Origin of the sequence: Thioalkalicoccus limnaeus, from assembly GCF_041197575.1 — a bacterium.
GTDB classification, from domain to species: domain Bacteria; phylum Pseudomonadota; class Gammaproteobacteria; order Chromatiales; family Chromatiaceae; genus Thioalkalicoccus; species Thioalkalicoccus limnaeus.
The window spans coordinates 109541-129152 of sequence record NZ_JBDKXB010000008.1 but is presented as its reverse complement, the minus strand read 5'-3'; the positions used below and the strand labels follow the sequence as shown (position 1 = coordinate 129152).

19 protein-coding genes are annotated in these 19612 nt (G+C 65.6%); 5 read left to right on the top strand and 14 right to left on the bottom strand.

Going from position 1 to position 19612, the window contains the following annotated elements:
- From ABC977_RS08770 to ABC977_RS08710, 13 genes are all read right to left on the bottom strand, one after another.
- On the bottom strand, positions 1-705 hold a 705-nt coding region (locus ABC977_RS08770), incomplete at its 3' end, for an ADP-ribosylglycohydrolase family protein (RefSeq protein ID WP_369666871.1).
- Positions 706-736: 31 nt separating this feature from the next.
- Positions 737-1063, bottom strand: a complete 327-nt coding sequence (locus ABC977_RS08765) for a helix-turn-helix domain-containing transcriptional regulator (protein ID WP_369666870.1) — start codon at positions 1061-1063, stop codon at positions 737-739.
- 316 nt (positions 1064-1379) lie between these two features.
- On the bottom strand, positions 1380-1817 hold the full coding sequence (locus tag ABC977_RS08760) for a DUF29 domain-containing protein (protein ID WP_369666869.1): 438 nt from the start codon (positions 1815-1817) through the stop codon (positions 1380-1382).
- Positions 1818-2423: 606 nt separating this feature from the next.
- Positions 2424-2780 carry a hypothetical protein gene (locus ABC977_RS08755; RefSeq protein ID WP_369666868.1) on the bottom strand — a complete coding sequence of 119 codons (357 nt, stop codon included), beginning with the start codon at positions 2778-2780 and terminating at the stop codon, positions 2424-2426.
- A gap of 78 nt (positions 2781-2858) precedes the next feature.
- Positions 2859-5945, bottom strand: a complete 3087-nt coding sequence (locus ABC977_RS08750; RefSeq protein ID WP_369666867.1) for an error-prone DNA polymerase — start codon at positions 5943-5945, stop codon at positions 2859-2861.
- Positions 5946-6180: 235 nt separating this feature from the next.
- Positions 6181-7659, bottom strand: coding sequence for a Y-family DNA polymerase (locus ABC977_RS08745; protein ID WP_369666874.1), 1479 nt, complete (start codon positions 7657-7659; stop codon positions 6181-6183).
- Positions 7646-8278: a P-loop NTPase family protein gene (locus ABC977_RS08740; RefSeq protein ID WP_369666866.1), complete on the bottom strand. Its 633-nt coding sequence runs from the start codon at positions 8276-8278 to the stop codon at positions 7646-7648. Before ABC977_RS08740 ends, ABC977_RS08745 begins: the two co-directional genes overlap by 14 nt.
- 458 nt (positions 8279-8736) lie before the next feature.
- On the bottom strand, positions 8737-9516 hold the full coding sequence (locus ABC977_RS08735) for a DUF3050 domain-containing protein (RefSeq protein ID WP_369666865.1): 780 nt from the start codon (positions 9514-9516) through the stop codon (positions 8737-8739).
- Between the two features lie 327 nt (positions 9517-9843).
- Complete coding sequence (locus tag ABC977_RS08730) at positions 9844-10173, bottom strand: BolA family protein (protein ID WP_369666864.1); 330 nt, start codon at positions 10171-10173, stop codon at positions 9844-9846.
- 138 nt (positions 10174-10311) lie between these two features.
- Entirely contained in the window at positions 10312-10875 is a 564-nt protein-coding gene (locus ABC977_RS08725) for an ankyrin repeat domain-containing protein (protein WP_369666863.1), read from the bottom strand.
- Positions 10876-11023: 148 nt separating this feature from the next.
- A complete protein-coding gene (locus ABC977_RS08720; protein WP_369666862.1) occupies positions 11024-11689 on the bottom strand; it encodes a hypothetical protein in 666 nt (221 codons plus the stop codon).
- A gap of 9 nt (positions 11690-11698) precedes the next feature.
- Positions 11699-12703: a hypothetical protein gene (locus ABC977_RS08715; RefSeq protein WP_369666861.1), complete on the bottom strand. Its 1005-nt coding sequence runs from the start codon at positions 12701-12703 to the stop codon at positions 11699-11701.
- Between the two features lie 187 nt (positions 12704-12890).
- Positions 12891-15005, bottom strand: a complete 2115-nt coding sequence (locus ABC977_RS08710; RefSeq protein WP_369666860.1) for a M1 family aminopeptidase — start codon at positions 15003-15005, stop codon at positions 12891-12893.
- 103 nt (positions 15006-15108) lie between these two features.
- Here ABC977_RS08710 and ABC977_RS08705 point away from each other — a divergent pair, with 103 nt between their 5' ends.
- Complete coding sequence (locus ABC977_RS08705; protein WP_369666859.1) at positions 15109-16254, top strand: ChaN family lipoprotein; 1146 nt, start codon at positions 15109-15111, stop codon at positions 16252-16254.
- 20 nt (positions 16255-16274) lie between these two features.
- On the opposite strand, the gene ABC977_RS08700 is transcribed toward ABC977_RS08705, so the two are convergent.
- Entirely contained in the window at positions 16275-16727 is a 453-nt protein-coding gene (locus ABC977_RS08700; RefSeq protein WP_369666858.1) for a YcgN family cysteine cluster protein, read from the bottom strand.
- Between ABC977_RS08700 and ABC977_RS08695 the strand changes: the two genes are divergently transcribed.
- From ABC977_RS08695 to ABC977_RS08680, 4 genes are all read left to right on the top strand, one after another.
- Positions 16726-17262 (top strand): methylated-DNA--[protein]-cysteine S-methyltransferase, encoded by a 537-nt coding sequence (locus ABC977_RS08695; RefSeq protein ID WP_369666857.1) that lies wholly within the window; start codon positions 16726-16728, stop codon positions 17260-17262. The two genes, ABC977_RS08700 and ABC977_RS08695, sit on opposite strands and share 2 nt — an antisense overlap.
- A complete protein-coding gene (xerD, locus tag ABC977_RS08690) occupies positions 17259-18155 on the top strand; it encodes a site-specific tyrosine recombinase XerD (protein ID WP_369666856.1) in 897 nt (298 codons plus the stop codon). Before ABC977_RS08695 ends, xerD begins: the two co-directional genes overlap by 4 nt.
- 119 nt (positions 18156-18274) lie before the next feature.
- A complete protein-coding gene (locus tag ABC977_RS08685) occupies positions 18275-18757 on the top strand; it encodes a YajQ family cyclic di-GMP-binding protein (protein WP_369666855.1) in 483 nt (160 codons plus the stop codon).
- A 5-nt stretch (positions 18758-18762) separates the two neighbouring features.
- Complete coding sequence (locus ABC977_RS08680) at positions 18763-19491, top strand: DsbC family protein (RefSeq protein WP_369666854.1); 729 nt, start codon at positions 18763-18765, stop codon at positions 19489-19491.
- Positions 19492-19612 lie beyond the last annotated feature (121 nt).

Below are 19612 nucleotides of genomic sequence, written 5' to 3'. Positions count from 1 at the left end.
AGCCAAGGCCGCGCGCAGGCCCTCGGCGACGCTGCCGCCGCAGCTCCAAGGCCCGTCGAGTCCGCGGATCGCCTCCTCGACTAGACCCGCTCCCCACCGGCCGGTTTCGAGGATCCGCTGGACCAGCCAGGCCCCGGCCATTGCCGCCTCTTCGGCATTCGGGTGCGCGTGCGTGATCCGCGCCGAGACGCGCGCCGCCTCGAGCAGCTCTTCCCCGCGAAAGGCGAGCGCCAGCGGCACGATTCGCATCACGGCCCCGCAGCCATCGGACGACGCGATGCCGCTCGTGCGCCAATCGCGATCGCGCTCGAAATTGGCGGCCCCGGCGAGACAGGTGTTGCCCGGCGCCGTCGAAGGCGTTAGCGGGTCGTGCATCCAGCGCACGAAGGCCGCGCCGAGCGCATCCGCGAAGCGTTCGATCCGAAGCGGCCCTGCGCCGTGCTCCAGGATCGCCTCGCCCAGATACAGCGACATGTGCGTGTCGTCGGTCCAATTCCCGAGCTGAACCGGGCAGGTGCGAACGCTTGGTCCCCTGATGAATTCCAGCGGCGCGCCGAACCGGTCGCCGCAGGCGTGGGCGAGGAGCGCCGCGCGGGCGCGGTCGATGATGCCAATGAGATCGATTACTTGGCGGACATCGTGCGCAAGAATAGCGTCTTCCGCCTGGGCTGGGCGGCGATCGACGCTTCGATGCTCCTTCGGCATACGATTCCTTGTGGTTACGGAGGATTTCTTGTTACTGCTGTCCAGCGGAGGCATGGACGCTGAAGGATACGCCTTCGTGGGCCTTGAGTTGGGAGACCACAGCGAACAGGTTGTCCACGCGCGGGTTGCCATCAACGCTTAGCATCCGCATCAGGCTCTTGGGGCTCTTCTGTAGTTGTGCGCCGAGCGCCTCGAAGCCGACGGTGGCGTTGACATAGTCCCGCAGGAGCAGCTTGCCGGTCTCCAGGTCGTTGTTCACGAGGGCGTCGAGGGCCTCTTCCAGCAAGGCGATGCGGAATGCCGGGTCGGTCTGCACGCGGGCCTTGATGGTGTGGTTGAAGGCTTTCGTCAGGGGCATGGGTCAGCCTGTGTGCTTACGTTGCTTGTAATCTTGCCAGTACGCCTTGGCCAGATCGATGTCGCGCTGCTGGCGTTTCTTGGTCCCGCCGAACAGCAGCATCGAACGTTCTTGGGGACAGCTTGTGCCGGTCCCGGGCACCGTTTAGCGGAGTCGATCAAGCCTCCGGCAGAGCGATGATGGCGACGGCGACGTGGTAGAAGAGGTCTTCGCGGCGGAGCCACTTCAGGAGGCCATCGGCCTCGTCTGGGCTGCCATCGTAGAGCAGCTCGAGACGAGCAAAGCGGCCAGTCGCCAGGTCCCTTGACCCGCTCCGCTACCGACTGGTGGGTAGCCAGCCATCAAGCAACACTTCGTCGGGTATCGACCACTCACAGGCTTCTGGAAAATCGGCCAAACCTGTCTCGCTGGCCGCCAGGGCAACGGCATCAGCCCAAATCTCGGCTTGCCAGTCGGCGTCCGTGAGAACCGGCTGTAATCCAGGGCTCTTTTTCAAACGTCTCTTTATGCCGTTTCTTTGCTCATGGATGGTCCGCTGCCAGCTTGCCGTCTGACGGCTAGGTTGAAACTGCCATTTGAGCAAGTGGGCAAGCAACAGTGCCATTCGATTGGCCAATTCCCGTTGTTCACTCTTACCCACGTCCTCGATCTCCTCGGCGATATGCTCGATATCCAAGAGGTCAAACCGGCCAGAACGAAGAAGTTCGGCCTGCTCCTTCGCCCAAGCAACAACATCGGTCTCGTATGTCGGCATGATCAACACCTCTATCCGGAAATGGTGGCTGCGCGGGTGAGCACGGAAATCGTGCCAAGCCCGCGGGCTCGCTCCCAGTCCAGCATGCGAGCCCGAGACCGGGGACGGATTCGAGGGAGCGCCGCCCCCGGAGCGAGCCAGGACGCTAATCGGCCCGAGGGCCGGCCCGCTGCGGGCGTGCATGCGGCATCAAAATGGTGGTACGTCCCCTATTTCCCACCCGGATTCTTGATGAAGGCATAGAGCCAGATGTTGGTGTCGACGAAGACCTCAGCGCTCATGGACCTCATCCCTCGAGCATGGCTTGAATCCGGGAACGACAAGCGGTTCTCGCATCAGGCGTGCGATCGGACCTTCCGCGGACTCATCAGGCTGTGGGGCCATCTCAGGGTCGAACAGGAGCACGACCCGTACGGCCTTCCCGGCTGGAAGGCCGGCCGTCGCCGGGAGGGGGATGGATTGGCCTTCGATCTTGGCCTCGAACTCGATGGCTTGCATGGGGCTCTCCGGAGGATTTCTGTAACTGGTCGCTGGTTCGGCAGATGTGTTTGTGCCAATTGGCGCCGGACCGTTGTGATGCCTCGGGACGCGCGAGTGGCGCATTGATCAACAGGGCTCCCGCACCAGGATTTGGCGTCCCTCGCGCGCGATAACGCGGACGCGGCAGATCTGCTGGTCGTCGCTTGGATGCCAAGCCCGCAGCTCACGGGCGTCCTCGCCGGCCAGGCGCTGGGTGAAGATCTCCAGGTTGGCGAAGATGCCTTCCTCGCCGACCCCGGAGAGCTGCATGCCGTCCTTCAGCTCCAGCAGCAAATGGAACAGCTCCAGGCCGAGGATCAGGGTCTCCTCGCTGCCATCGGCATAATGGTAGACCAGGTGCAGATGGGTGTGCAGGCTTTCCAGTCCAGGGGCGGCCTGTGGCAGCGCGGGCGGAAATAGCGGAAATAGGGGACGTACCACCATTGTGATGTGTCCCTGATCCTGAGTTCACTCCAACCCCCTCGACGCATGGATGATAGAACCGGGCGCGCGGTTTGGCGCTCAGCGTCGTCCGGTGTGACGAGTCTCGGCGCGCACGGTCGGGATCCGCGGATCCCAGATGCTGTCGGCGATCAGGTGCGTCACGCCGTCGCGTTGTTGGATACGGCCGGTCACGCCGAGCACGCTCAGGGTCCTGATCAGTCGGCCATGGCGTTCCAGCACCGAGCGCCAGACGATGACATTGACGAAGCCCGTCTCGTCTTCGAGGGTCATGAAGAGGGTGCCCATCGCGGTGCCGGGGCGCTGGCGGCAGATCACGAGCCCGACGTAACGGGCGCGCTGGCCGTCGCGCATCATTCGGACCGCGGTGGCGGTGGGCAGCTGCTGCCGGGCCAGCCGTTCCCGAAGCGGCGCAAAGGGATGCCCCTCGGTGCTGTGGGCGCTCGTGCGATAGTCCCAGGCGATGGTCTCGCCGATGTCGAGTCCGCGGAAGGCGACCGGCTGATCGGGCGGGACCAGGGCCAGTGCCTGGTCGTCCGGTTGGATCTCACCGACTCGCCACAGGGCCGTGCGCCGATTCGGTTCCAAGGTACGCAAGGCCCCTGCCTCGGCGAGTTGTTCTAGCAGGTTGCTTGCCAGCGCGGTCCGCCGAACCAGGTCGTCGATCGATGTGAAGGCCTGTTCGTCGCGGGCGGCGACGAGCCGGTCCCAGTGGTGTTGGCCGAGGCCTTTGATGTAGCGGGCCCCGATCCGGAGCGCGAAGGGCCTGGGGCCGGTTCGATCCGGCTCCAGCGTACAGGGCCAGTCCGAGACGGAGACATCGATCGGTCGCACCTCGACGCGATGGCGTTTGGCGTCCTCGATGATGGTCGCGGCCGAATAGAAGCCCATCGGTTGTGCGTTGAGCAAGGCGCAGGCGAAGACCTCGGGGAAGTGGCATCTGAGCCAGGCGGTCGCATAGGCGATCAGCGCGAAGCTCGCCGCGTGGCTCTCCGGAAAGCCGTATTCGCCGAAGCCGCGGATCTGCTCGAAGACCTGTTCGGCGAAGCCGGCATCGATCCCCTTGCCGGTCATGCGCCGGATGAGCCGTTCGCGGTGGCGCTCGATGCGCCCGCTCTGCCGCCAGGCGGCCATGTCGCGACGCAGTTGGTCGGCCTCGCCGGGCGTGTAATCGGCGGCGACCATGGCCAACCGGATCACCTGTTCCTGGAAGAGCGGCACGCCCAGGGTCTTGGCCAGCACCGGCTCCAGCGAGGGGTGCGGATAGACGACCGGCTCCTCGCCCAGGCGCCGACGCAGGTAAGGATGCACCATGCCGCCGGTGATGGGGCCGGGGCGCACGATGCTGACCTCGATCACGAGGTCGTAATAGGTCCGGGGCCTGAGCCTCGGCAGCATCGCCATCTGGGCACGGCTCTCGATCTGGAAGACGCCGACCGTGTCGGCGGCGCGGATCATGGCGAAGGTCGGTTCATCGTCGGGCGGGATGCTCGCGAGGTCGGCCTCGTAGCGATGATGTCGGCGCAACAGATCGAAACCGAGGTGGAGCTGGTGCAGCGCCCCGAGACCGAGCAGATCGACCTTGAAGAGCCCGAGGGCCTCCAGGCTGTCTTTGTCCCACTGGATGACGGTGCGCTCGGGCATGGCGCCGTTCTCGATCGGCACCAACGTCGATACCGGTTCGTGACCGAGCAGAAAGCCGCCGGGATGGATCGACAGATGGCGCGGCACATCGAGGATCTCACCGGCGAGACGCATCAGATGTCGATGCAGCGGGGCCTCGGGATCGAGACCGGCCTCGGCGAGGAGCGCGGGCGAGAGCTCTGCCGCATCAGGCGGCAACGTCTTCGCCAAACGATCCACGGCCGTCGCCGACAGGCCCAGGACCTGGCCGACGTCACGCACGGCCGAACGGAGCCGGTAGCGGACGAGGTTGGCGACCATCGCCGCATGGTCGCGGCCGTATTTTGCGTAAACGTGCTGGATGACCTCCTCGCGCCGCGCATGTTCGATGTCGAGATCGATGTCCGGCGGTTCGGCGCGCTCGCGCGACAGGAAGCGCTCGAACAGAAGCCCGAGACGGATCGGATCGATGGCAGTGATCCCGAGGCAATAGCAGACCACCGAGTTGGCCGCCGAGCCACGTCCTTGGCACAGGATCTGTTCGCGGCGGCAGAACTGCACGATCTCCCACATGGTCAGGAAGTAGCCGCAGTAGTCGAGCTCATCGATCAGGTCGAGCTCCTTGGCCAGTTGCTGGGTGACCGCGTCCGGCACCCGGTCGCCATAGCGTTCGCGGGCGCCCGCGAGGGTCAGCCGCCGCAACCACTGCGATGAGGTCGAGCCGTCGGGCAAGCGCTCCGACGGATAGCGGTAGCGCAGGCCATCGAGGCGGAAGGGGCAGCGCGCCGCGACCTCGTCGGTGCGGGCCACGGCGGCCGGGTCGTCCTCGAACAGTCGCGCAAAGGCCGACGGGGACAGGAGGCCGTGTTCGGCGTTGGGCTTGAGGCGCCGTCCGGCCTCGATGAGGGGTGTCCGCAGCCGGATGCCGGTCAACACGTCCTGCAGTGCGCGGCGGTGTGGCCGGTGGTAGAGCACCTCGCGGCCGGCGATGATCGGCAGTCGGTAGCGGGCCGCGCGGTGCCGCACGCGGGCCTCGCACGCCGGCTCCTCGGCGCGGCGATGGCGGGCGATCAGGGCATAGAGCCGATCACCGAAGGCCTCGCGCAGCGGATGCGCGACGAAGAAGGGGTCGGCCTCGCCGCTCAGCAAGGCGCGTTGCCCGCCCCACAGCGCGATCAGGTCCTCGGCGTGCGCGCAGACCTCGTGCCAGGTGACCTGGCTCGTCCCCTTGGTGCAGCGGCGATGCCCGCGCGTCAAGAGCCGGCAGAGGTTGGCATGGCCGGCGCGGGTCTGGACCAGCAGGATCAGCGTCGAGCCGTCATCGATCGTAACCTCGGCCCCGATGATCAGCGCGATGCCCAGCTCCCGCGCCGAGACATGGGCCGCGACGACCCCGTAGAGGCCATCGCGATCGGTCAGCGCCAAGCCCGATAGACCGAGCGCCGCAGCGGTCTCGACCAGTTCCTCGGGGTGGCTCGCCCCTTCGAGAAACGAGAAATGACTCTTGCACCAGAGCGGGGTCATGTATCAGGGCATCGAGGATCGCCGTGGCCGGGTCGATCCGGCCCTGCGCCAGGCCGCGGCGCGCGGTGAGCGCATATCAATCGTCCCGAAAGTCATCGGAGGCGGTTAGCGGCGACCGTCGGCGGGAGGGATCCCGCCGTCGAGCTGACACGGACGTCCTTGCAGCGTGTCGCAGCGAGCCGCCTGCGATGACTTTTGCAACCCTCGATACCAGCGGGTGCGACCCGAGCGCCGCTCATTCGAGGCGTCCATGGACGAACCAGCGGCGCCGCACGCGGTCGTAGAAGACCCACAGGATCTCGCCGGTCTTGGCCTCGGCGAACTGGTACTCGCGGTGCACGGGGCGCACCCACCAGCCACCGGCGATGATGTAGGGACCGGCAACCCGCACCACGGGCCCCTGTTCCAGGCCCTGCGGCATCCAGCCATCCGGCTCATGGCGGAGGCGCGGCAGAAGCGGGATCGGTCGGCGGTAGACGCGACGTATCAGATGCGGCCGCAGAATCCGACTTGGGCGAGCCGGGGCGAGCTGCGACAGGGGTGCCCAACGGAAGCTGTTTTCCGGCAGATGGCCGGTGCCGAGCTGGGCCTGTGTCACCGCCTGCTCGCCGAACGCGGCCCGCAGCCGGGCCAAGGCGCGGTTGGCGGCCTCCAGATCGCGGCGCGGCCGTTCAGCGAGCCAGTCGAGCGGCTGGGGTTCGATCGGACGGGTATGGGCCACGAGCCGCAGCTCCTCGACACCATCGGGCAACCGTCGCCCAGACAGCCGCAGGCGCATCAGTTCCATCAGCTGTTTCAGGTCGCGGGTCGGTGCCGCCGGGCACAGCCGTTCCCGATGCAGACCCAGACGTTCGAAGCGCAAGACCAGGCGGAGCTCATCGATCGCGTGACCGGGCCCGATCCGTTCGTCGATCAAGGCCGACAAGGCCTGCTCGATCAGCGCGATCAGGCGTTCGGCGTCGATCTCGGCTTGATCGAGGAGCAGCCGGTGGCTGGGTGGCGGTGTCGCCCGCTCGGGCTGCACCGGTCGTCGCCGTTCGCCACCGGCCATCTGGTAGAGGTCCAGCGCGGCGGCGCCATAACGTTGCCCAATACCGTCCGCTGGCAGGCGTCGGAATTGGCCGATCGTGAAGACCCCGAGCTTGGCCAGTGCATCGCGTGTCCGCGGTTCGATCGCCAGCCGTGCCAGCGGTACCTGGTGCAGCGCGGCCTGCTCGTCAGCGGGCGCGTTCAAGATCCGCGAGCCGGGCGTGGAGGATCTGGCGATCGCATAGGTCGCGAAACGGTCGTAGCCGACGACCACCGTGGCACGATAGCCGAGCCCGGCGAGATCGGCTGCGATGCCCTGGGCCCAATCGGCGAGCGAAGGGTAGAGCGGTTCCAGTCCCGAGGCATCGAGCCAGAACACGCCAGGTTCTCGGTCCGATCGCTCGACGTTCGGGCTGTGCGTGGCAAGCCGGCGGGTCAGGATCGACAAGGCCCGGTCAATGTCCGAACCGGGCACCTCGGCGGCGCGCAGGGCACCATGCAGTGACCGGGTCGTCGCATAGCGCAGGCCGGTCGTCAGCCGCACGCTCTGCGCGATGTCGTTGAGCCACAGGATGACGCCTTGGGGATGGTCTCTGTCGACGACGGCAACCGGCTGGCCGTGCCAGTCGGGATGCTGCCGCAACAAGATCTGCAGCGGAAGGGCCGGCAGGTCAACACAGGCCACTCGGTCCAACGCAGACCTCCAGGTGCGTCCAACCCGGCCCCCGGCGCTTGTCCTTGAGGATCCGCGCCTCGCAGCGGAAGCCGTCCCGGGCCGGTCCCGTGCGGCGCGCCTCGGCACGCAAGGAGATCAGCGACCCCAGCGACGGCGAGGTACCCCCCGTGCGCGTCAGGCAAACGAGGGCCGTGGCCTGTTTCTTCGCGAGTGCGGCCAACCGTGTCTGGGCGGCGAGCGGCAAGCAATCGTCACTCCCCAGGTCCAGCGTGACCAGGCCAAAGGCGCCGGAACGCAGCAGCAGGTCGGCCGCCTGCGCGCTGTGTTGCGCTCCGCTGGACCAGACCACGACCAGGGCGCTGAGGTCGACGCCGGCCGCGGCGGCATCCGGTGGATAGAAATGGCTGTCGGATCGGCTCACCCAGGCCACCGGTTCTGCGTCGTGCTGGGCCTCGGCCACCAAGCCGATGGCCAGCGTCAGGGCCGCGCTGGCCGGGCCACCGGTGATCTCGACGAACCGGCCGCGCAGGGGCGGAAGGCCCCAGGCGGCCGGTGGTCTATCCGGGTCGATGCCTCGTTGCAGGTCCGAGCAACGCGCGAGCTGCACCAGATTCAGATCGGCGGACATGGCTTCATACCGCAATGACGGGCATCGAGGGTTGGGACATGCGGCCTCCAGGTTCACCCAGGTCAGCCGGGCAGACATCGCCGACGCCCGTTGCGTCGTCGGAGTCGGAGGCTGGCTCGATGATCGGATCATAGCATACATTTGTATACTATGATCCGTCGAGGTGACCGTTCGAGGTCACGAATCCTCGCAGGAGGTATGTTTGGTGACAGAAATCGCCTTAGGTGTAGGTGCGGCTTCAGCCGCTCAGGGGGGGCTTGGGCAGCTCCCGGGAAATAACGCAAGAGGCTTACGCGGCTGTCAGCAATTCCCGCTGTGTACGCGCAGAGGGTGTAGGTGCGGCTTCAGCCGCACGAAGGCCACGGCCCTGGCCATTTGGCCGAAATGTGTTGCGGCTGAAGCCGCACCTACACCTCGCATCAGTTAACCCAGATGGTATTTTTCTCGCGGGAGTTGCCTTAGGCGGCACGAGCCGTGTGGATCGCCTCGAGCACGCCATCCCAAAAGCGAAGGCGGGCGCAGATCGCTTCCTCGGCCGCCGTCTCGGCCTCCGCGATCCGCTGTGGGTCATCACCGCATAAGGCCGCCAAAAGCTGCTGCGACAAGGGGCCGTGGAAGTCTTCGTCGAGATGGATGTGGCGCTTCAGATAGTGATGGAACGACGGCGCCTCGCGTTCGCTGATGGCCATCGACCCCAGAAAACGCCGAAACATCACCGGGATCATGCCCTCGCGACCGAAGGCCAGTGCGGCGGCGGCCAGATGCGGTTTCTGTTGGCGTATGAAGCAAAAGGTGGTTTCCGAAAAGTATCGGGATGGGAAGGGCACCAGGTCCGAATACAGAGCGGCATCGACGCCTTGTTCATCGACGAGTTCGAGGAAGCGCCGCGGCCGCTCGGCGTCGGCACCGATCTCGGCCATCGCGCCCAGGTAATACTCGAAATGGCTGGCATACCCCAAAACGCCTTCGGCATTTGGCGCCGTGTCCGACTCCTCTTCGAGGACCAGTTGATTGATGAAGAAGCGGACCGCCGGGTCGCCGATGGGCCGCCAGGGCACCCGAGCGGGTGCGATTTCGGCTTGCAGGTATTTGATCAGGGACATGAAGTCCCAGACCGAGAACACATGATGGGTCATGAAGACCCGAAGATCGGCCAGCGTCTGCAAGGATTCGTAGATCGGATGCTGGTCGAGTTCCTGCTGCAAAGGGCGGATACGCTCGAGATTCAGGTTCGACATGGTTACGGCGCTCGCTTCGTCATATTGGATCCTTCCGATCCTTCATCATTATCGATAGTCTTGTCGGTCCGCGCATGGCCCCGTCGCGATGCCCCCTGACGAGACCCGATTGACCGAAATATCAATCGTCCCGAAAGTCATCGGAGGCGGCTCGCGGCGACCGTCGGCGGGAGGGATCCCGCCGCCGAGCTGACACGGACGTCCTTGCCGCGTGTCGCAGCGAGCCGTCTGCGATGACTTTTGCAACCCTCGATACCCAGCCGCACCCCGTACGAGTGGCCGCCAGTCAAGAGATGTCATGCTGCAAGGTGGCCCCAGCGATCGGAGCTAGGCTCGCCTTACCGGATCCGCCTTCGAGCCGCCGCGGCATGGCGGCGATGCGGGAACGGCCTCTTTGCGGGACCACTCGTCCGGTGTCCAGGCATGAACCGCGAGCGCGTGCAGTCCTTGCGCGAATTCGGCGGTCAACAGGCGATTGATCTGCCGGTGCCTTGCCAGCAAAGGCTGGTTGGCGAAACCCTCGCTGACGACCAGGACCTTGAAGTGCGATTCGGATCCACTCGGGACATTGTGCCGGGAGCTTTCGTCGGTGACCTCGATCCGTGATGGCGAGAGGGCCACCATCAGTGTTTCTTCGATACGTGTCTTGCGCGTCATGTCGGAACCCTGGGTCGGAGGTGGCTGGACTGGGCCGGGCCGATCCGTTGGAAGTAGGGATCGGTCTCTGTTCCGACAACGGTTGCCCCCGCAACGCGGGAGCATTCATCGCGAGGCCGCGCCGCGATCATCAGGTCGTCAACCAGCCTCGTCGGGATGATGCGCGGCAAGCCACGCAGCGATCTCGTCAAAGCCGTTCTCTGCGGCCCAATCCGCTGCCCGCCGGCCCGAGAAGTCTCTCAGGGTGATGTCGGCGCCTCCGTCGATCAGGGTGCCCAGGGTCTCTCGATGGCCAAGTTTCGCGGCCCAGATCAAGGCCGTGACCCCCTGCGTCGACTCTTGGTGGTCGACCATCGCGCCCTCGGCCAGCAGATACTCGACGACTGTCCTGTGGTTGTTCGACGCGGCCAGCATCAAGGCCGTATAGCCGCCGGAGTCCTCGGCATCGATCGCCGCGCCGGCCATGATCAGGCGCGCGGCGGCCTCCAGGTGCCCGTTCAACGCGGCCTTCATCAGTGGTGTCCAATCGCAGCTATCGCGGACATCGACGAGGATCTGGCGCCGCGCCAGCAGATCGTCGAGGGTCGTCAGGTCGCCCTGTTCGGCGACCGTCAGTAATAGGGGCGCCCCATCGGGCGCCCGCGGGACGCCAGGATCCTCGCCGCTGCAAGCGGCAACGGCTAGGGCGATCGCAAAGACCATAGGGAAAGAGGTTCGTCGGATGCTATCCAATCCGGCCAAAGGAGATGTCTGCCGCACGGCTGTGATGCTCCAGGGTCGTGATGACTTCGCTGAGGAGCAGTCTGCACGCGCCGCCAGTCCGTGCCAATGCGATCTCGCATCCATCGCCTCACCGCGCCATCGTGCATTCGCCGAATTGGCAATGAATCAGCAGGGCGCCCCGGCCCTGGCATTGTACGCGGTGGAGTTCGGTTTCGACCCCAGCGCTCAGGAGTTCGGCACCGCCTTCGGCGAGATGACAACCCTGATCCTGTGCAAAGCGTTCGGCATAGTAGGCCCAGGTCCCGATGGGACGCTCGACGGAACCGGCATGGGATTCGGTGCCACGCTCGACTGGCGCCGGATCGGCAACGGTCAATCTGGCCTCCCACTTTGCGCGAAGTGACCAGAGCGCATTCATCAGGTTGTCGCGGTAGCGTTCCGTGACGTCGGTCGCGTGCTCGGCACTGGTCCCTGCCGCGTCGATCTGTATCGCCTGCAGCCTGATGATCAGGTCGTCTTGATCGGTGAGGAAGTCTGCGCGTACCCGGACGAGCGATGAGCCGGGGCCGTCGCTCGGGTCAGTCGCCTGCTCGAACAGGACAACGCCTTGACTCGTCAGCGACATCGACCAGCCACTGCTCAGCGCCGATTCGACGGCCACGCGACGCGCCTCGTAGAGGTCGGCCCCATGGAGGCGCAGGCTCGGGTGGTCGGCCGCGTCCGCGGCCAGCGTCGTGGCTGGGCTGACGATCGCCGCGATGCACGAGCAGACCGACAGCAGCGCGCGCATCATCGCGGGGGCTCAGCCCAGGCTGCGACAGATCCCGTTGTGGCAGCGCAGGATGAAGGTCGGCCGATTTTGACAAGATACCTGGTGGATCTCGTAGTCCGGTTGGCGATCGATCAGCCGCGCACCCTCGTCGGTCAGCGTGCACCCGCGGGTCAACGCGTACTGCTCGGCGTAATAGGCCCAAAGGCCCGCAGACGTGCCACTTTGATTCAAGGTCAGCATCCCGCTGCCGGCCGCCGGCCCGGTTGGCTGGGCGACAACTGGCGCGGGAGTGATGACCGGCACGCCGCCCGTCCGGCTAGTCGGCGGTGGGGGAGTGGGATCGGCCGCGGGTGGCCTGGTGGTCGGGGCAGCAGCCGTTTCATCGCTCCCCTCGCGCACGAACGAGGTCTCCGCCGCCCACACGGCCTGGAACGGATCTCGTGGCAAGGCCCCCGACGCTTCTCTACGCTGATCCGCGTACTGGTCGGCGACCTCCGGGGACTGAGTTGGCGAGCGACGTGACGCCATCGCCGCGGCGACCCGGTCGCGGTTGTCGGCCCAGGTAGCCCGCAGGGAGTCGAGCGACCGCTTCAGATCGGACTGATAAAGCGCGGTGTAGTCGACGCGCAGGGCGGCCTGGTCCGAGGTCGTGGTCAGGAGTTCGGCGCCCAGCGCGACGAGGACACCATCCGGGCGTTCGAGGAGATAGGTGGTGACCTCGACGATCGGCTTCGATTCACCGGCGGCAGCCAAGGCCACCGCCTGCGGCGAGGCCGGATCCATCGGGCGCTGCAGCACGATTCGATCGTCGCTATCGCTGATCAAGGTCCAGCCTTTCGAGTAGGCCGAGCCCAGCGCGATGGAACGGACCTCTTCGAGGCGCGCGCCGGGCAGGCGTATCTGCGGCTTGCCAACGATCAGGGTCGCGGTATCGGGCGGCGCCGTTTGCGTCGTCCGCGGTTGGGTTGCGCAACCGACGACCGCGACCGAGCAGAGGGCCGCAACCGAAAGAGAGAAGAGAAGGCGCCTGTTCACCTGAACCCTCGGCGAAATGGATTGGGAAATTAGGGTCTCTGAGACGGCGTCGGTTCCGAACCGCCGCGGAACATCGAGACCGACACCCGATGACCGGGGCGCCGATCGGTCGCCTGATTGCGGGCCGCTTAGCCGTCGCCGCTAATCCTAGCATAGCGCGAGCGGGGAATCGGGCCTCGCTCGGGCGTCATCGGGCGGTGAGCGGGGGGCTCGGCAACAGGCTGAGCGGGAGTCGCGAATCACCGGTCCAGACCATCAGCGCCGAGTCCTCGATGGGCCACTGGCCTCTGACGCGGTTCTCGGTCGTGTCGGCGTCGAAGATCAGAAAACTATCCTGCCGATAATGGGGCACGCGCCGCGCGAGCGAGGCGATGCCGCGCGCGTCGCCGGCGGCGAGCCAGCCGATGACCGGGCCCGGGTCTCCGCCGGTCAGTACCAGACCCTCTGCGCCCTGTGCACGCTCCCCGTCCGGCCAGCGCACGAGCCGTTGGCTCAGGTCCAGATCGAACCGGCGGGTCTCCTCGGCCCATTCGGCGAGGAAGCGGTTTTCCCACCCCAGCAACCAGACCGGGCGATCCGTCGGGAGCGACCTCAGCGCGCGATCCGTGACGACACGCCACCCAGACTGACCCTGACTCCAGGACCGGGCTAACTGCTCGTAGGCCGCGCGGTGCTCGTTCGGCGCCCCTGTCGGTACGACGATCAGGCCCTGGCTGGCGCCGAACAGCTCGCTGAGCGTCACCGGGGCCTCGCCGTCGACCAGTTGGCGAAACAGATCGAAACGCGGGTCAGCGGCGACACGCACCGGGTGACCGGGGACGGACAATTCGAACCGGACCTCGCGATCGGTCAAGCTGACCTGATGCTCGCGAAAGCGGCCGTCCTCGGTGTGAATGATCAGCGGCACCGCGAGTGGGTAGGGCGCCCCCTTCTGGGTCTGCGACAGCCGACCCGTGATCCGCGCATCCGGTCCTCGTTGCTCGACGCGCACATCGCTCAAGACCAGACGCGGGGCGCCGGTTCGTTCGATCCATTGGGTGAAGAAGTCACCGAGATTCTTTCCGCTGGTGGCTTCGAACGCGGCTCGCAGATCGTCGAAATCGGCAATCCGGAAACGGTTGTCGGCGTAGAAGCGACGCAGGCCCGCGCGGAAACCGGCGTCCCCCAGATCCCGGCGCAGCATGTGCCAGACCATCATGGCCTTGCCATAACCGATCGCTTGCGAGGCATCGTCATGGCGGCTGCGAAACGCGCGAATCGGGAAGTCGTTCCCGTGGCGGACGAAATCGGCATAGCCTTTCAGTGTATCCCGGCGGTAGGCCTCGCCTCGGCCTTGTCGTTCGCGCAACAGGTGATCGGCCAGATAGGTAGTCAGGCCCTCGCTCCAGTTCCCAGATGGGTAGTCGACGTAGACGCTGTTGCCCCACCAGTTGTGCAGGATTTCGTGGGGGTAGGACGTGTGCAGGATGAATGGCAGTCGGATGACCCGCGGACCCAGCAGGGTGAAGGACGGCATCCCGTAACCGGTTTCCCAGAAGTTTTCGACCAGGGCGAATTTGTCGTACGGATAAGGCCCGATCAACTCATCGAAGAAGGCCAGATAATCGATCGTGGCGGTCAGGTAGCGCGCCGCCAAGTCGAGATCCGGCTCTCGCAGGTAGACCTGAGCCTCGGCGATCGGCGATGGGCGCGTATAAGGGTGGTAGGGTCCCGCGATCAAATAGATCTCCGTCTGCGGCTGAGACTCCTGCCAACGGACGCGCCGTCCGTCGCGAGTATCCTCGATCCCGGGTCCCGTACCCTGCGAGACCGCGAGCCAATCCGCCGGCAGCTCGACCTCGAGATCGAAGGTAACCAAGCCACCACCAGTCACGACCGGATACCAGCCGCTTTGGCCGCTTAGGAAGACCCCGTCGGCATCGATCGTGCCGCGGCTCCATTGACGGGTTCGGCCGACCCCTTCGTGCATCGTCGCCAGATCCTGGCGGATCGTCCCCTGGTAGGCCAGGGTGATCGGCTCGGGTCCGGTCAGCGCGAGGTGCCACCAGGTCATCGGACCGCGCCGCGCCACGCGGGTCAGCTGGGCGGATCCGGCGCGGATCTCGGGGGTCAGATCGGCATGGAGGCCGAATGACCAATCTGTCTGCTCGCGCGGCAATGTCAGCCGGTTCGTCGCCACCAAGCGGCCCTTCTCCGGGTCCAGCGAGGCCCGGATTTCGTGGTGAATGACCGGATCGGCCGCGACGACAAGGGACGTCAAGGCCAGCAGCAGGGTGAGGAAGGTTCGCAGCAGGTGGGTCATGATCTCGCGTTCGGTGCCGATTTCTGTCCAGGCTGGTCCATAATGACGCTATCGCTCGCCGCTCTGACCGGAGGATGCCGTGCCAAATTTCCGATTCCGTTCGATGATGGTCGTTTCGATGGCCGTGCCGATGGTGTTCGCTTGTCAGATCGGCGCCGCCCCCGATCCGGTCTTGTCGAGTGTCGGAGTGGGTCCGGACCCCATGACGCGGGTCGTCGAGGTCGCCGCCATGCCGACCCTCTCGACCTTGGTCGACCGCCTCGTCGATCGGCAGGTCATCTTCGTCGGCGAGGCCCATGATCGCTACGAAGACCATCTGAATCAACTCGCGATCCTCCGCGGTCTTCACGCTCGCGGAAAAGATTTGGCGATCGGCGCCGAATTCTTCCAACAACCCTTTCAGCCGGCCCTAGACGCCTTCATCGCCGGGGATATCTCCGAAGAGGAGATGCTACGGCGAACCGAATACTTCGTCCGCTGGCGTTTCGATTATCGGCTTTACCGGCCCATCCTGCGTTTCGCTCGGGACCAGGGTATCCCGATCATCGCGTTGAATCTCGATCAGGAACTGACGCAGAAGGTCGGCCAAAAGGGGATTGCCGGTCTGACGGACGAGGAGCGTGCCCAACTTCCGGGGGACATCGACCGTGGCGATGACGCCTACCGGGATCGCCTGCGGGCGGCGTTCGAAGCTCATTCGATGCTGCAAGACCGCGATTTCGAGCACTTTCTCGAGGTCCAGTTGCTGTGGGACGAGGGCATGGCCTCGCGCGCAGCCGGCTTCCTGCGCGAGCATCCGGAGAAGACCCTGGTGGTTCTGGCCGGTGCCGGGCACGTCGAATATGGGCACGGTATACCGGATCGACTCTTACGGCGGCTGCCGGTGCGCGCCGCGACGCTGATCAACGGGCAACGACGCGAACTGACCGAGGGACTCGCGGATTACCTGCTCTTTCCCCAGCGTATCGAGTTACCGCGGGCCGGGCTGCTCGGTGTGCTGCTCGATGATGTGCCGGACAAGGCCGGCGTCCGGGTATCGGGGTTCGCCGATGACAGCGGGGCGAAGGATGCCGGGATCGCGGAACGGGATCGCATCGTCAAGGTCGGCGACACCCTTATCGAGGATTACGCCGACATTCGTATCGCGCTGATCGATCGTGGTCCGGGGCACCTGGTGCCGGTCGAGGTCATCCGGGACCGCCGACGCGGCGACCCCGAGCGGCTCCAGTTCGACGTGACCCTGCGTTAGGCCGGGACACGAGACTTTGGTCAGCTTATCCAATCGATCAGATGCCACTCGAGGTTGTCGACCTCGGTCTCGCTGATGGCGCGGCCAGCGAGGCTGTGTCCGGCGGCCGCGACACTGGCCGGATCGCCGCTGATCAGCGGATGCCAATCGGGAAGGCGCCTTTTCTCGGTCAGCCGGCGGTAAGCGCAGGTCTCGGGCAGCCAATAGGGGTCGCGCAGCAACTCGGTGGTCAAGGCCAGGCAACTGGGTACCAGGCGGTGCCGATGGGCGTAATCGCCACAGCGTGCCGTTTCCAGATCGAGCAGCTTGCAGGCGACATTGGTGTAGACGATACGTCGCGTATCCTCGTCTTCGAACTTCTCCAGGCAACACTTGGCGCAACCATCGCACAGCGACTCCCATTGCTGCGGTGTCATCGCATCCAATGGTGTGGTCTCCCAGAAACGCTCTTGGTCGGAGGTTATGCACATCATGGACGTCACTCGTAAGGCCTCGCGTGAGGCCCCTATCATCGCACGACTGACCCGACATCGATCGCGCGACCGCGTCAGGACGGCACGGCTCGGGACACCCTTCGGACCGATCGCGATCGAGTGGGACGAGCAGTTCGTGCGGCGTGTTGTTCTGGCCCCATCGGATGGCGACGACGGCGATCCCTTGCCGGACGCGTTCCGATGCCAATTCGAAGCCTATCTCGCCGATCCAGGTCACCCTTTCAGGGTGCCGTTACGGCCGATCGGCACGGCCTTTCAACAACGGGTCTGGGCCGCGTTGCGGGCGATCCCGCCCGGCGCGACCCGCACCTACGGCGACCTGGCCGCGACCCTCGAAACAGCACCGCGCGCGATCGGGCAGGCCTGCCGCACGAACCCGCTGCCGATCCTGATCCCCTGCCATCGGGTCGTCGCACGGAGCGGTCTCGGGGGCTTCTCGGGTGAGAACGGCGGTCGGCAGCTCGCGATCAAGCGCTGGCTCTTGCAACACGAGGGCTACCTGGCCAGGCCATGAGCGACGAACAGGCACTGATCGAGGGCTTCGCCGATCTTCTGTGGATGGAACGCGGGCTCAGCGCCAACACCCTGAGTGCGTACCAATCCGATCTGCGGGCCTTCGCGGTCTGGTTGTCGCACACACACGGCCGGAGACTCGCGGCCGCGCGCCGCGACGACCTGCTGGACTACCTGAAGGACCTGTCGATCGCCGGTCGCAAACCGCGCTCCGTTGCCCGCCGGCTGTCCTGCCTGCGTCAGTTCTACCAGCACCTTCTGCGCCAGCAGGTCATTTGCGAGGATCCGAGCGCTCAGGTCGAGGCCCCGCGGCTCGGGCGCCCGTTGCCACGGACCTTGACCGAGGCCGAGGTCGAGGCCCTGCTGGCCGCCCCGAACCCCGATGAACCCGCGGGGCACCGTGACCGGACGATGCTCGAGATCCTTTATGCCAGCGGCCTGCGGGTCTCGGAATTGGTCGGCCTGACCCCGGAGCAGGTCAGCCTGACCCAGGGTCTGGTGCGGATTCAGGGCAAGGGCGGGCGGGAACGTTTGGTCCCGCTTGGCGAGGAGGCGTTGACCTGGTTGCGTGACTACTGGCACGGCCCGCGGCAGGAGATCCTAGCCGGGCGCACCAGCCTTTTCCTGTTCCCGACCGGGCGCAGCGAACGGATGACGCGCCAGGCCTTCTGGCTTTCGATCAAACGCTACGCGCTGCTCGCTGGGATCGCCAAGCCCTTATCGCCGCACACATTGCGGCATGCCTTCGCGACCCACCTGCTGAACCACGGCGCTGATCTGCGCGTCGTCCAGATGTTGTTGGGGCACAGCGATCTGTCGACGACCCAGATCTATACCCATGTCGCCCGCGAACGGCTCAAAGAACTCCACGCCGACCATCATCCCCGAGGGTAAGCGGGGTTCCCGGAGCCGCGGGGGTTGTTCCATCCCGGGCCGGCTTGTTCTATCGTGGCGCCTTCGAGCGGTCGAACGGGTCGGCCGCGGGAATCGCCGTCACGACGAGGAACGGATCCATGCCTTCATTCGATGTGGTCGCGGAGGTGGACCTGCAGGAGGTCCGAAACGCCGTCGATCAGTCCAATCGGGAGATTGCCACCCGCTTCGATTTCAAGGGCGTCAAGGCCCTGTTCGAATTGGCCGATGGCCAGATCCTGCTGCGTGCCGAACAGGAGTTTCAACTCCAGCAGATGATGGATATCCTGCGCCAGAAGCTAGCCAAACGAAAGGTCGACATCGCCTGCCTGGAGATCGCGGATCCCGTCACGACGCTGAACGCGGCGCGCCAGGAGGTCGGTGTCAAGCAGGGGATCGACACGGACACGGCCAAACGCATGATCAAAGACCTGAAGGGCACGAAACTCAAGATCCAGGCGCAGATCCAAGGCGATCAGGTGCGGGTGACGGGCAAGAACCGCGATGATCTGCAGGAGGCGATCGCTCATCTGCGCGCGACGGACTGGAACCTTCCACTCAAGTTCACCAACTATCGGGACTGAACCCTATGAAATCGATGATCCGGCTATTCCTGACCGGTGCCCTGACGCTCGGCTTGAGCCTGCCGCTTCTGGCCGACGAATCGGCGGCCATCCGCGATGCCCTGAAAAAGGTCGTCCCCGACGTCCAGATCGACAGCATCCAGCCCTCGCCGATTGCGGGGCTTTACGAGGTCATGGTCGGCACCCAGATGATGTATGTCACCGGCGATGGCCGTTATTTCATCGACGGGCGGATCGTCGATCTGCGCAACCGGGAAGACCTCACCGAGCCCAAGCTCGCCGAGGCGCGCCTGCGGGTCGTCGACCAACTCGGCGAGGACAGCATGATCATCTTCGATCCACCAGGCGCGGTTCGACATACGATCACCGTCTTCACCGATATCGAGTGTGGCTATTGCCGCCAGTTCCACCGTCAGATGGATGGCTATGGCCAGGAAGGGATCCGCGTGCGCTATCTGTTCTACCCGCGGGCCGGCGAGGGCAGCGCCGCCTATGACGAAGCCGTGTCGGTGTGGTGTGCCGACGACCGGCAAGCCGCGATGACGGCGGCCAAGGCCGGCCAGTCGGTTCCGTCGAAGCGGTGTGCGAATCCGGTCGATCGCCATATGGCCCTCGGGCGCGAGCTCGCGATCCGTGGCACGCCGGCCTTGGTCCTCGATACCGGTGACGTGATACCGGGTTATGTCGAGCCGAAACGGCTCGCGACGATCTTGAACCAAAATCGATCCCGCTGAGTGCGTCTCGTCGGGCCTCGGCAAGGGGCCTGCCGAGATGACGGTGGGAGATGGGATGACCTCGAGTTGAAAATGGACGGTATGCCAGTCACAGCCACGCACTCGGCATCGCAGCCCAGTT